The organism is Thioalkalivibrio sp. ALgr1 (assembly GCF_000378285.1).
Classification (GTDB): domain Bacteria; phylum Pseudomonadota; class Gammaproteobacteria; order Ectothiorhodospirales; family Ectothiorhodospiraceae; genus Thioalkalivibrio.
In genome coordinates this window covers 1-12,492 of record NZ_KB905137.1, presented here as the reverse complement: position 1 = coordinate 12,492, position 12,492 = coordinate 1, and the positions used below count along the sequence as shown (strand labels likewise).

Sequence of the window (12,492 nt, the reverse complement as noted above, 5' to 3'; positions counted from 1 at the left end):
CTTGGGGAGAACACGACATGTACGGACCGGGTATGAATCGCGCGGTGAGTCAGTATCGGCAATCGGGCGCGCTGGCCGAGGCCCAGGTGGCCGATCCGCATCGTCTGATCCAGATGTTGTTCGAGGGAGCGCTGGAGCGCATTGCGGTTGCCAAGGGGGCGATGCAGCAAGGCAATGTGTCGCTCAAGGGCGAGAAGATCGGCAAGGCGATTGATATCGTCGAGTCACTGCGTGCGATGCTGGATCACAAGCATCGCCCGGAATTGGCCGGAAACCTGGATGCACTCTATGCGTACATGACCCGGCGTCTGCTGGAAGGCAACGCGCAGAATGACCCGGAGGCGCTGGACGAGGTCGCGAAGCTCCTGCGCGAGATAAAGGCCGGCTGGGACGAGATTCCACCGGAGGAACGTCAGCGCAAGGCCGGTTGAGGCGTCCGATCTTGACCGCGGGATTGCCGCGTGCTGTCGTTCGCCGATCATGACGACAAACGATGCGGGTACAGAGGACTCCGGTGCAACGCTGGAGGATGCGGTGGAGGCCGTACGCGGCCTGATGGACCAGGCCATCCGCGAAGAAGACTGGGACCGCCTGGAAGAGCTCGACCTGAAGGCGCGTGTGCTGGTCGAGCGCGCCTTTGGCGAAGAGCCCGTACCGTTGCGCGATGACACGGGCGAGGCCCTGCGCAGCGCGCTGGAACGCCTGTCGGCGTTCTACGAAGACACCGTTCCGATCCTGACCGAACGCCGCGGCGATGCCAGCCGCCAGTTGCGTGAACTTCGCGCGGGGCGGAAAGGCACCAACGCCTACGAGAATACCCGCCGTAACTCCATGCGCTCCGGGCCGATGAAGCCCGGCGGTTAGGGGCCTGTCCAACGTTGGATCGCGCAGAGGGCTGCGCTCCTACAGGTGGCCGTGTTGGCGTAGGAGGCCAGCCCTCTGGCCGATGCAGTAGTGCTTACGTAGCCGGGGGCTCAGGCTGATGGATTGGGGATGCGGCGCACGGACTGGACGCTGCCGAGGGATTGCAGGCGGTCGAACAGGGTGCTGAGTTCGCCGAGGTCGGTGATCTCGGCTTCGAGTTCCATGTGCACGCTGCGGTCGTAGGGGTCGGTGCGGGTGTTCACGCGCAGCAGGTTGATGCCGCTGGCGGAGAAGGCGTTGCCGACTTCGCCGAGCAGGCCGGCGCGGTCGTGGGCCTCGAGCTCGAGGGTGATGGGTTCACGTTCGGGCTCGTCGCCCCAGGAGACGGGGATCAGGCGGCCGCGCTTCTCCTCCGGCATACGCAGGATGTTGACGCAGTCGCTGCGGTGGACGGAGACGCCGGCCCCGCGTGTGATGAAGCCGACGATCGGGTCGCCCGTTTGCGGGTTGCAGCAGCGCGCGCGGGAGGTCAGCAGGCCGCCGACGCCGCGGATGCGGATCTCGTCGTCCTGGATGCGTTCTTCCCGGCGCGTTTCCGCAGGCCGGGGCGGGGCTGACTCTTCGGCACGGGCCTTTTCCGCCTGGCGCTGCTCGCGCAGTTGCTGGGAGATGCGCCCGGCGATCTGGCTCGTGGTGATATCCCCGGCGCCGAGCGCGATCAACAGCTCGTCGAAAGTCTGGAATTTCATGGCGTCGGCGAGCGCATTGCGGTCCAGATTGGAACCGCAGCCCAGACGCTGACATTCCCGGTCGATCAGGTGTTTGCCGGTGGCCAGGTGTTCGTCCTGGTGCTGCTGGCGGAACCAGGTGCGTACCTTGGAGCGGGCGCGGGCGGTGTTCAGGTAGCCGAGATTGGGGTTGAGCCAGTCGCGGCTGGGGCCGCCCTCGCGCGTGGTCAGCACCTCGACGCGTTCGCCGGATTTCAGCTTGTAGGTCAGCGGGACGATATGCCCGTCCACCTTGGCCCCCCGGCAGCGGTGGCCGACCTCGGTGTGCACGGCGTAGGCGAAGTCCAGTGGCGTGGCGCCCTGGGTCAGGTCCATCACCTCGCCCTGGGGCGTGAGCACGAATACGCGCTGGTGCAGCGGCTCGCTCTGGATCTCGTCGAGCAGGTTCTGGTCGGAGTTGTCCGCGGCCTCCAGCAACTGGCGCAGGCTGCTGATCGCACGGTTGAGTGCCTGATCCTCTCGCCCGCCCTCCTTGTAGCGCCAGTGCGCGGCGACCCCGAGTTCGGCGAAGTCGTCCATCTCGCGGGTGCGGATCTGCACCTCGACGACCTTGCCCTCGGGGCCGACCACCGCGGTGTGCAACGACTGGTAGCCGTTGTCCTTGGGATTGGCGATGTAGTCATCGAACTCGCTGGGCAGGTGGCGCCAGTCGTTGTGCACGATGCCGAGCACGGTGTAGCAGGTGGCGAGCTCATCGACGATTACGCGGGTGGCGCGCAGGTCGTAGAGCTCGTCCAGCGAGGTCTGCTTGCGCTGCATCTTCTTCCAGATGCTGTAGATGTGCTTGGGCCGTCCGAACACGCGCGCCTGGATGCCGGCTTCGGCCAGCCGGTCGCGCAGGGTATGGGCGAAGCGCTCTACATACGTCTCGCGCTCAGTGCGGTTCTCCTCCAGCCCCTTGGCGATCTCGCGGTAGGTCTCGGGTTCGAGGATGCGCAGCGCGAGGTCTTCCATCTCCCATTTCAGCTGGCCCACGCCCAGGCGGTTCGCCAGCGGGGCGATCACGTCCAGGGTCTCCTGGGCGAGCACGCGCGCGCCGTCGTCCGGCTCCTTCACGGTCAGGCGCAGGTGCTGCACCCGGTAGGCGAGCTTGATCAGCACCGCGCGCACGTCGTCGACCATCGCCATCAGCATGCGGCGCAGGCGTTCGGCCTGTTCCGGACGCCCGACCGGGGCCTCGAAGCGACGGCTGACCAGGGCCGCGACGTTGACGGTCAAGCGCGCAATCGAGTCGCCAAAGCGCTCCTTGAGGGCGCGCTCGTCGATCTCTCGGGCCAGATAGGCGCTGACCAGGAGCGCGGCGGTGATGGTCTGCCGGTCCACGTTCAGATGGCGCAGGACCTCGGCCACGTCCAGCGGATGAGACTCCAGGCCGGAGGCATCCACCGAAGCCAGCGCCAGGTCCAGCGCATCCGCCAGCGCGGTTGCCGACGCGGCATCGCCGTTGGGCCCGGCAAAGCGCGCGACCAGCTGGTCGCGGTCCAGGCCCTGCAGCTCGGTGTTGGTGAGTAGCGAATGGCGCATGATCGCTAGGTATTGTACGTCAGCCGTCCGCCGGGCAAAGGCTTTGTCCGAAGGGGATTCATACGACGGCCTACCGGTTTGGCTTGCCATCGGACCCCTGCCGGGTCACGATCGGATCATGCTGAACCTGTTCAAACTGGCGCTGATTCTGGCGGTTGGGTATGCCCTGTTCGTGGGGCTGATCTACCTGACGCAGGACCGGCTGATCTACATGCCCAGCAGCAATGTGGTCGGCAGTCCCGCGAACATCGGGCTGGAATACGAGGATGTGGCGCTCGAGACCGAGGACGGCGTGCGGCTGCACGGGTGGTATCTGCCGGGCCCCGAGGATGATGCGCCGGTCTTGCTATTCCTGCATGGCAACGCGGGGAATATCGGGCATCGCCTGGAGTCGCTCGAGCAGTTCCATCATCTGGGGCTCGCGGTGCTGATCATCGACTACCGTGGGTACGGCAACAGCCAGGGGCGACCTGACGAGGAGGGCACCTATGAAGATGCCCGTGCGGCGTGGAACTGGCTACGCGAGCATCTGGAGTACGAACCCGAGGAGATCGTACTGTTCGGCCGTTCCCTGGGCGCAGCCGTGGCGGCGCGGCTGGCCGAGACCAAGAGCCCTGCGGCCGTTATCCTGGAGGCGGCCTTCACCTCGGCAGCCGATCTCGGCGCGGAGGTCTACCCCTGGCTCCCGGTGCGTGCGTTGATCCGGCATGAATACGACGTGCTCGGACGGGTCGGGGCGATTGAGGCGCCGCTGCTGTTTGCCCATGCGCGCGACGACGAGATCGTGCCGTTTGCGCATGCCGAACGCCTGCTGGAGGCGGGCGGCGATGGGGCACAGTTGATGGAGATGGACGGCGGGCACAATGACGCCTTTCGGGCGACCGGCTCGCGCTACATCGAGGGGCTGCGCGAGTTTCTGGAGGATGCAGGCCTGGAGCTGCGCCCGCGGGATGCGACGAATGGGGACGGGGAGTAGGTGCGGTGCTAGAATCGGCGTCTTTTGTGCCCGTCTTGAACGGCATGGACGCATGAATGCCTCAGCTTGAATTAGGCCCGCCGGGGCTCGCGATCAGCCGGCAGGAAGGCCGGGGTGACGCACCGGTACTCACGCTGCGTTTCGGTCCCGTTACCGGGGCCACGTTGCGCCCGGACGGGATCGATATTGCCCTTGGCCTCGAGCCACTGGAGATCCCGGAAGGCCGCGAGGCGGCGCCCGAGCTCTGGTACGCAGCGGGTGCGGTGCGCACCGAGCAGATCGATGACCTGATGCTGGCGCATGCGGGGGACCGGCTCGTGGGCTGCTGGTATCGGCCGCATGGCGCCGCCGAGGACCCCGGGGCCATCACCGAGCAGGCCTATCATGCGATCCTCGAGGCCTGCCAGGAGCGGGGGTTCGGACACCTGGTGCGGGCCTGGAACTACTTCCCTGCGATCAACCAGGAACTGAACGGCCAGGAGCGCTACCGCAGTTTTTGTGCCGGGCGCGCCCGGGTGTTCGAGGCCCTGCCGGATTTCGAGCGGCACCTGCCGGCGGCGACGGCCATTGGCACGCATGCCGACGGCATGCTGATCTACTTCATCGCCATGCGCGAGGCCACGCTGCGGATCGAGAATCCGCGCCAGGTCAGCGCGTTTCGCTATCCGCGGCAGTACGGGCCGCGCAGCCCGTCCTTCGCGCGGGCGCGGATGAGCCAGGAGGCGTGCGGGGCCGCGGAACTGTTCATCTCCGGGACGGCCAGCATCGTGGGCCACGAAAGCCGGCACGCGGAGGATCTCGAGGCCCAGATCGACGAGAGCCTGCGCAATATCGGGGTGCTGCTGGCGGCGGCCTCCGAGGAGGGCGCTGTGGCTCTGCGCGATCCCGGCGACCTGTCGATGCTGAAGGTCTATCTGCGCCACCGGGCAGACGGTGCTCGCGCGCAGCGGCATCTGCGCGAGTGCCTGGGCGAAGACGTAGACATCCTGCTGTTGCATGGGGATATCTGCCGCAGCGAACTGTTAGTGGAAATCGAAGGGCTGTACCGCGAGGGCTAGCCCGCAGGGCCCCGCCTCTCGCGGGCATTGAACTGGCATTGGGCGCGCGCGGCGCGCAGAAGGGGGAAGTGGATGAATGATCCGGGGTACAAGCCGCATCCGGTATTGAAGGACTATTACGGCGACGAGTCGGAAAAGCGGGCGTTTGTCGATGACCTGTTCGACCGGACGGCACCGCATTACGACCGCATCCTGCGCTGGGGCTTTCTGGGCACCGGCCAGGCGTATCGCCGCTACGCGCTGAAGCAGTCCGGCCTGAAGCCCGGTATGGATGTCCTGGATGTCGCGACGGGCACGGGCCCGGTGGCGCGCGAGGTGCGCAAGGTGGTCGGTGACGAGAACATCACCTGTGTCGATCCCAGCCGCGGCATGATCGACGTGGCCCGGCGCTCGATCAAGGCGCGCTTCATCGAGGGTCTGGGCGAGCAGTTGCCGCTGCCGGACAAACAGTTCGACCGCGTGTACATGGGGTACGGCCTGCGCCATGTGCGCGACCTGCATGAGCTGTTTGGCGAGTACTTCCGTGTGCTCAAGCCGGGCGGTCGCTGCATGATCCTCGAGGTCTCGCGCCCCAGCACGGAGCGCCAGTTCAAGATGGCGCGGTTCTACTTTCGCGACTTCATCCCGTTTCTCAGCCGCCTGCTGACCCGTGACCCGGATGGACATCTGCTAATGCGCTATTTTTGGGACACGATCAACGAGTGCGTGCCGCCGGAGAAGATCATGGGCGTGCTGGAGGATGTCGGTTTCTGCGACGTCGAGCGTGAAGTGCAGCTCGGCGTGTTCAGCGCCTACCTGGCGACGCGGCCGGCCGACTAGGCGGTTTGGCTCGCCTTAGGGTCCGCGTGGCGCCGGGCAGCAAGCGCGATGTTATCGGCCCCTGGATGGGGGATATCCTCAAGCTTCGCGTGCAGGCCCCACCAGAGAAGGGCCGGGCAAACGAGGCCGTTTGCGCCCTGCTGGCAAAGACGCTGGGCTGCCCGGCCCGTGACGTGACCGTCGTGGCGGGTGCGACCGCGCGCGACAAGACCGTGGCGATCGAGGGTTACGGCGAGGAGCAAATCCGCCGCGCGTTATCCTGATCGCCGGATACAATCAGCGTTTCCTCAATGGAGCCGCCAGGGCTCCCGCGACTCTCCCAGGATCCCATGAACCGTCTGACGATTACCCGACCCGACGACTGGCACCTGCATCTGCGCGATGGCGATGTGCTCGGCAGCGTGCTGCCGGATACCGCCCGGCGTTTTCGCCGCGCGATCATCATGCCGAACCTCAAGCCGCCGGTGACGACGGTCGAGGCGGCGGCCGAGTATCGCGAGCGCATCCTCGCGGCGCTTCCGGAGGAAGCGGACTTCGAGCCGCTGATGACGCTTTATCTGACCGAGGCGACCACGCCCGGGATGATCGAGGCGGCAAAGGCCAGCGGGTTCATTCACGGCGTGAAGCTGTACCCGGCGGGGGCTACGACCAACGCAGCCAGCGGCGTGTCGGATATCCGGCGTTGCTACCCCGTGTTCGAGGCGATGCAGCGGGTCGACCTGCCGCTCCTGGTGCATGGCGAGGTGACCGATCCGGAGGTCGACATCTTCGACCGCGAGGCGGTATTCATCGAACGCCACCTGCAGCCCTTGATCCGCGAGTTTCCGGACCTGCGGGTGGTGCTGGAGCACACCACGACCGAATCGGGGGTTGAGTTCGTCGAGTCGGGCCCGGAGAACATCGCGGCGACCATCACCCCGCAGCACCTTCTGTACAACCGCAATGCGCTGTTCGTCGGCGGCATCCGGCCGCATCATTACTGCCTGCCGATCCTGAAGCGCGAGCGCCACCGCCAGGCCCTGTTGCGTGCTGCTACCAGCGGGCACCCACGCTTCTTCCTCGGGACCGACAGCGCCCCGCACCCGCGGCATGCGAAGGAGTCCGCCTGTGGCTGCGCGGGCATCTATTCGGCCCACGCGGCGATCGAGTTCTATGCCGAGGCCTTCGCCTCTGTGGATTCGCTGGACAAGCTGGAGGGCTTCGCCAGCTTCCACGGCCCGGATTTCTACCGCCTGCCGCGCAATACCGATACGATCACGCTGGAGCGGGTGGACTGGACCGTGCCGGAGGCGGTGCTGTTCGGCCATGACCCGGGCGTGCCCTTGCGCGCGGGCGAAACGGTTGCCTGGCAGCTGGCGCGGCATTGATCCCACGGCGTGACCGACACGACAGCGGCGGTGGCGGGTCCGAACCTCAAGCCGTCCCCGTGGTCCCCGGTAGTACAGACATCGTTTGCATTGCGTAGCCAATTTCCGACCCCAGGGAGGGCACATGACCGAACCGGACGTACAACGCGGAACCCTGTGGTTCTGGCTGCTGATCAGTGTGGGGGTAGGCCTGCTGATCATCGCGCTGGGCGTGGGCCTGGAGCCGCATGGCGCGGCTATCCTGCGCGCGCCGCTGGAGTCGCCGGCCGCAGGCGCGCTGGCGTTTGGCATGGTGATGGTCTGGGCCGCCTATGGCTACGCGCTGACCGCGGGGCGTGCCGCAGGCTCGCAGGAGCTGGGCGTGGTGTTCCTGAATCTGGCGCTGCCGGTGGCCTTGATCGTGCTGTGGAGCAACGAGATCTTCGCACTGGCGTTTTTCGTCGCCTTCGGCTGGGCCCTGACGCTCATCGGGATGGCCTTCCGCCTGTTCCGGCGCGAGGCGCTGGCCGGGGTCATGATGCTGCCGGTGATCGGCCTGAGCATGACGGCCATCCTGCTGTCACTGACCCTCTGGATGGTGCCGGCGTAGGGCAGCCATGATCTCGGTAGTACAGGGCGACATCACCACCCTGGAGGTGGATGCGATCGTCAACGCCGCCAACGAGAGCCTGCTGGGCGGCGGCGGTGTCGACGGGGCCATTCATCGCGCCGCTGGCCCCGAGCTGCTGGAGGCGACCCGGGCCCTTGGTGGCTGCCCGACCGGCGAGGCGCGCATCACCCCCGGGTTTCGCCTGCCGGCCGAGTACGTGATCCACACCGTCGGTCCCGTGTGGCAGGGCGGCCAGGCAGGCGAGGACACGCTGCTGGCCTCCTGTTACCGCGCAAGCCTGGAACTGGCGATCGAATATGGCCTGCGCGAGGTGGCCTTTCCCCTGATCAGCACCGGCGTCTACCGCTTTCCCAAGGACCGCGCGGCCGGTATCGCGCTGAAACAGCTGCGGGCGCAGGAGGACCAGTTTCGCAGCCTGCTGGTCTGCGCATTCAGTGCGGCGGATGCGGATGTCTACCGCATCCGGCTCGAGCGGTGACGCATGCTGCTCTCCGAGACACAAGTCGAGGCGAAGCTCGCCGAGGCCGCTCGGCGGGGCGAGTTCGATGATCTGCCCGGGGTCGGGCGGCCGCTGGAACTCGACGATGACCGCGATGTGCCACAGGAGCTGCGGCTGGCATTTCGAGTGATGAAAAACGCAGGGTATGTGCCGGAGGCCGTGCGCCTGCGCGGCGATATCGCCTCGGCGGAGGCCTTGCTGCAAGCCGCTGACGACGCGGCCACCCGCGACCGCGCGGCGCGGCGCCTGCGGATGCTGCTGGATCGGCTGAACCAGTCGGAAGAGGGGCGCGGCCTGATCTCCGAATCCGGGTATTTTCGCCAGCTGTGCGAGCGGCTAGGGAAACACTGATCCATGTACACGCTCGCGTTGGTACCCCAGGTTTTCCGAGACAGGGCGCGGTGCGTAGCCGGTAGTGGTTCTACCGACAAGGGACGCAACGCGGGATCGGGGAACCTGGGGTGCCAACCCCGAAGGGGCTCGGCCGCCCGTTGTTATCAAAAACGGGTGCGCGCACGGCGTTGCGGCTCCCTTGTGCAGAATGACTGCACGGCAGTCGCCGCGCCTTGTTCGCACGCAAAAGCGACTCGAGCGCGAGCGTGTACATGGATCAGTGCTTCCCTTGACGGCCCGCGCCGATGAACCAGCGTGATGGACCGGTTCGTGGCCGCGGCGCGACGATCCAGCCCCTCGCGCGCTTCGAGACCACGCACCGCGAAGCATTTGACGATGGCTGGGTGGGTGAACACGAAGAGCCCCGGCCGCTGCGCACCGAGGTGACACCGGAACGCCCGCGCAAGGTGCTGTCCTGGAACCAATCGCCGGATGTCCCGTTCGAGCTGTCGCTGAACCCTTACCGGGGCTGTGAGCACGGCTGCGCGTACTGTTTCGCGCGACCGGCACATGCCTATGTCGGGCTGTCGCCGGGGCTGGATTTCGAGAGCCGATTATTCGCCAAGTTGGGCGCGGCCGACTGCCTGCGCCGCGAACTGGCACGCCCCGCGCACCGCGTGACCCCGTTGGCTCTGGGCATCAACACGGATGCCTATCAGCCCGTGGAGCGCGAGTGGCGTATTACGCGGGAGGTCCTGGAGGTGCTAGCCGAGGCGCGGCATCCGGTCTCGATCGTGACCAAGTCCGCGCTGGTTGAACGGGACCTCGACCTGCTGGGACCCATGGCGGAGGAGGGGCTGGTTCAGGTGGCGGTCTCCGTGACCACGCTGGATCGGGCGCTGTCGCGCCATCTGGAACCCCGCGCGGCCGCGCCCCAGCGGCGTCTGGAAACCATGCGGCGACTGAGCGAGGCCGGGGTGCCGGTGGCGGTGCTGGTCGCGCCCCTGATCCCGGTGCTGACTGACGGCGAGCTCGAATCGTTGCTGGACGCAGCGCGCGAGGCCGGGGCGAGCAGCGCCGGCTATGTCCTGTTGCGCCTGCCGCGGGAGGTGGCGCCGTTGTTCGAGGACTGGCTGCGCACGTACCACCCGCTGAAAGCGGACCATGTGCTGCAGCGCTTGCGCGAGGCGCACGGGGGCCAGTTGTACGATTCGACCTTCGGCCACCGGATGGTCGGGGCGGGCCCCTATGCAACACTGCTGCGTCAGCGCTTTCGCCTGGCCCGGCGCCGTGCGGGTCTGGCCGGCCGCCTGGCGGAACTGGATACGACGCGCTTCTCCCCGCCGGCAGCACCGGAGGCCGACCGCGGCCCCCAGATGGATCTGTTTTAGGAGTGCGCTACAGTGGTCGTCGAGCACATCGGCAACGGACACAGGACACCACCAGGGATGACCGACAAGGACAAGACAGGGAAGCGGCCGACCTGGTGGGGGCGCTGGTCGTTGCCACAGGGGCGTATCGGACGCTGGTCCGTCGGGCCGCTCGATATCTGGCTCGAACATACCCCGGCGGAATGGCGCCTGGGCCTGGACCGGCCGCGCGACGCCGCCGATGCGACGCTGGATATCGAGGTACCGACCGACGCCGAGTGGCCCGAGTCGCTCTCCGAGCGTCTGCGCTTCGCCGGTGCTACCGGCGACACCCAACCGGAACTGCGGATCGCTCTGGCCGACCGTCCGATGGTCAGTCGGCCGGAAAACCCGTTCTACGTGCCGGCTCAGGGCCGGGTCACGCTGTTTCTCAGTTCGCCTGCCTGGGTGCAGTTCTATCTGGGCGATGCGCGGGCACATGAATTCCCGGTCTATGTGCCTTCGGACACCTGGTTCGGTCCCAGTACGGTCGAGGGGGAGCTGTGCTACGCCACGCGCACCCAGGCGCGGCTGGCTCTGGAGGATGTCCCGGAGCGTCCGCACCGCGTGGTCACGCCGCTGACGATCCACAACAAGGCGCTCGATGCGCTGTTCCTGGAGCGCGTGAACCTGCCGGTGCCGCGTCTGCCGGTCTATGCCGATCGCCACAACCGCCTGTGGACCCCGGCGGTCCGCATGGAGCGCGAGGAAGACAAGGACATGGCGGCGATGAAGATCGATGCCGGGCCGCCCGCTGAGGCCGAGGGGGCCGAGCGGATCGCCGAGCCGCGCGAGGTGGGCGGGCGGCATGTGATGGTGCGGGCGTTTAGCGCCCTGTTTCAATAGGGAAACACTGATCCATGTACACACTCGCGTTGGTACCCCACAAGCCATTTGGTGCGGGGGCTCGGCCGCCCGTTGTTATCAAAAACGGGCGCGCGCACGGCGTTGCGGCTCCCTTGTGCAGAATGACTGCACGGCGGTCACCGCGCCTTGTTCGCACGCAAAAGCGACTCGAGCGCGAGCGTGGACACGGATCAGTGTTTCCCTAGGAGTACGCAATGGACGGCTGGATACAAGGCACCATGGACTTTCTGACCAGCGACGGCTTTCTGGCCGCGCTGCGGGCCTCGCTCTACATCGTCGTCGGGTTGATCGTGGCGCGACTGGTCTCGCGCAACCTGACGCGGGCCTTCGGCCGGCATATGGATGCCCAGCAGATCATGCTGATGCGCCGCATCAGCTTCTACGTGATTATCGTCCTGGCGGTTGTGTCCGGGCTGCGCGAGCTGGGTTTCGATCTCACCGTGCTGCTGGGGGCGGCCGGCATCCTGACGGTCGCGCTGGGCTTTGCCTCGCAGACCTCGGCGTCCAACCTGATCTCGGGGCTGTTCCTGATCGGGGAGCGGCCCTTCTCGGTGGGTGACATCATCAAGGTGGGGGACGCGACCGGGGAGGTGCTGTCCATCGACCTGCTATCGGTGAAGCTGCGTACCTTCGACAACTTACTGGTGCGGGTGCCGAACGAGAGCCTGGTGAAGTCGCAGATCACCAATATGACGCGCTTCCCGATCCGCCGCCTGGACATGCAGATCGGGGTGGCCTATCGCACCGACCTGAAGGCGCTGCGCGACATTCTGATGGACGTGGCGGATCGCAATCCGGTCTGTCTGGAGGAACCCAAACCGCTGTTCATCTTCCTCGAGTACGGGGATTCCGCGCTGAAGATTCAGCTGTCCGTCTGGGCGCGGCGCGAGAAATTCCTGGATCTGCGCAACAGCATGCACATGCAGGTGAAGGGCGCTCTGGACGAGGCGGGTATCGAGATCCCGTTCCCGCAGCGCACGCTGAGCCATATCGATGGCGGGCCGATCCCAGTGCGGCTTATCCAGGACAACCTGAGCGACGAGGAGACGGAGGCCGCCGAGAAGGTTGGGGAAAAAGCCACCGAGCCGGATGTGCTGGTCTAATTTTCGTGGACACCTCGATCGGTGGAATGATTGGGATCTGATCGAGGAGACGATATGGGACGCAGGAATTTTGATCCGGAGTACAAGCTTCGGGTGGCCCGGATGGTGGTGGATGAGGGCCAGAGTGTGCCGCAAGTGGTGCGGGACACCGGGGTGGGCGAGACGGCCGTTCGGCGCTGGGTCGAGCAACTCAAGGCGGATCGTGCCGGGGAGGCCGGCGATGGCCGGCCTTTGACGCCGGAGCAGCGACGGATCCGGGAGCTGGAGGAAGAGAA

General features: G+C 66.6%; 15 protein-coding genes. 14 read left to right on the top strand and 1 reads right to left on the bottom strand.

Annotated features, from left to right (window positions below):
* Positions 1–17: 17 nt before the first annotated feature.
* The gene (gene fliS / locus F466_RS0111895; RefSeq protein WP_018994213.1) at positions 18–431 is read left to right on the top strand and encodes a flagellar export chaperone FliS; all 414 of its coding nucleotides are present in this window, start codon (positions 18–20) and stop codon (positions 429–431) included.
* 49 nt (positions 432–480) lie between these two features.
* Positions 481–864 carry a flagellar protein FliT gene (locus F466_RS0111890; protein ID WP_018173932.1) on the top strand — a complete coding sequence of 128 codons (384 nt, stop codon included), beginning with the start codon at positions 481–483 and terminating at the stop codon, positions 862–864.
* 110 nt (positions 865–974) lie between these two features.
* Here F466_RS0111890 and F466_RS0111885 read toward each other — a convergent pair whose 3' ends face one another.
* Positions 975–3,176: a bifunctional (p)ppGpp synthetase/guanosine-3',5'-bis(diphosphate) 3'-pyrophosphohydrolase gene (locus tag F466_RS0111885; protein ID WP_018994212.1), complete on the bottom strand. Its 2,202-nt coding sequence runs from the start codon at positions 3,174–3,176 to the stop codon at positions 975–977.
* Positions 3,177–3,294: 118 nt separating this feature from the next.
* Here F466_RS0111885 and F466_RS0111880 point away from each other — a divergent pair, with 118 nt between their 5' ends.
* The 12 genes from F466_RS0111880 to F466_RS13205 form a co-directional block, all read left to right on the top strand.
* On the top strand, positions 3,295–4,152 hold the full coding sequence (locus tag F466_RS0111880; RefSeq protein WP_018139668.1) for an alpha/beta hydrolase: 858 nt from the start codon (positions 3,295–3,297) through the stop codon (positions 4,150–4,152).
* A gap of 164 nt (positions 4,153–4,316) precedes the next feature.
* A complete protein-coding gene (locus F466_RS0111875; protein ID WP_018139669.1) occupies positions 4,317–5,210 on the top strand; it encodes a hypothetical protein in 894 nt (297 codons plus the stop codon).
* Positions 5,211–5,282: 72 nt separating this feature from the next.
* Positions 5,283–6,029 (top strand): class I SAM-dependent methyltransferase, encoded by a 747-nt coding sequence (locus F466_RS0111870; protein ID WP_018994211.1) that lies wholly within the window; start codon positions 5,283–5,285, stop codon positions 6,027–6,029.
* Between the two features lie 5 nt (positions 6,030–6,034).
* Positions 6,035–6,292 (top strand): DUF167 domain-containing protein, encoded by a 258-nt coding sequence (locus F466_RS0111865; protein ID WP_232196824.1) that lies wholly within the window; start codon positions 6,035–6,037, stop codon positions 6,290–6,292.
* A 66-nt stretch (positions 6,293–6,358) separates the two neighbouring features.
* The gene (gene pyrC, locus F466_RS0111860) at positions 6,359–7,396 is read left to right on the top strand and encodes a dihydroorotase (protein ID WP_018994209.1); all 1,038 of its coding nucleotides are present in this window, start codon (positions 6,359–6,361) and stop codon (positions 7,394–7,396) included.
* A 124-nt stretch (positions 7,397–7,520) separates the two neighbouring features.
* Positions 7,521–7,985: a hypothetical protein gene (locus F466_RS0111855; RefSeq protein WP_018139673.1), complete on the top strand. Its 465-nt coding sequence runs from the start codon at positions 7,521–7,523 to the stop codon at positions 7,983–7,985.
* Between the two features lie 7 nt (positions 7,986–7,992).
* On the top strand, positions 7,993–8,484 hold the full coding sequence (locus tag F466_RS0111850; RefSeq protein WP_018994208.1) for an O-acetyl-ADP-ribose deacetylase: 492 nt from the start codon (positions 7,993–7,995) through the stop codon (positions 8,482–8,484).
* A gap of 3 nt (positions 8,485–8,487) precedes the next feature.
* The gene (locus tag F466_RS0111845; protein ID WP_018139675.1) at positions 8,488–8,856 is read left to right on the top strand and encodes a DUF1992 domain-containing protein; all 369 of its coding nucleotides are present in this window, start codon (positions 8,488–8,490) and stop codon (positions 8,854–8,856) included.
* A gap of 287 nt (positions 8,857–9,143) precedes the next feature.
* A complete protein-coding gene (locus tag F466_RS0111840) occupies positions 9,144–10,229 on the top strand; it encodes a PA0069 family radical SAM protein (RefSeq protein ID WP_018994207.1) in 1,086 nt (361 codons plus the stop codon).
* Positions 10,230–10,286: 57 nt separating this feature from the next.
* Positions 10,287–11,093 carry a hypothetical protein gene (locus F466_RS0111835; protein ID WP_018139677.1) on the top strand — a complete coding sequence of 269 codons (807 nt, stop codon included), beginning with the start codon at positions 10,287–10,289 and terminating at the stop codon, positions 11,091–11,093.
* Positions 11,094–11,308: 215 nt separating this feature from the next.
* Positions 11,309–12,217, top strand: a complete 909-nt coding sequence (locus tag F466_RS0111830) for a mechanosensitive ion channel family protein (protein WP_018994206.1) — start codon at positions 11,309–11,311, stop codon at positions 12,215–12,217.
* Between the two features lie 54 nt (positions 12,218–12,271).
* Positions 12,272–12,492 (top strand): transposase (locus tag F466_RS13205; RefSeq protein ID WP_018994205.1); only part of this gene is annotated, 221 nt, incomplete at its 3' end.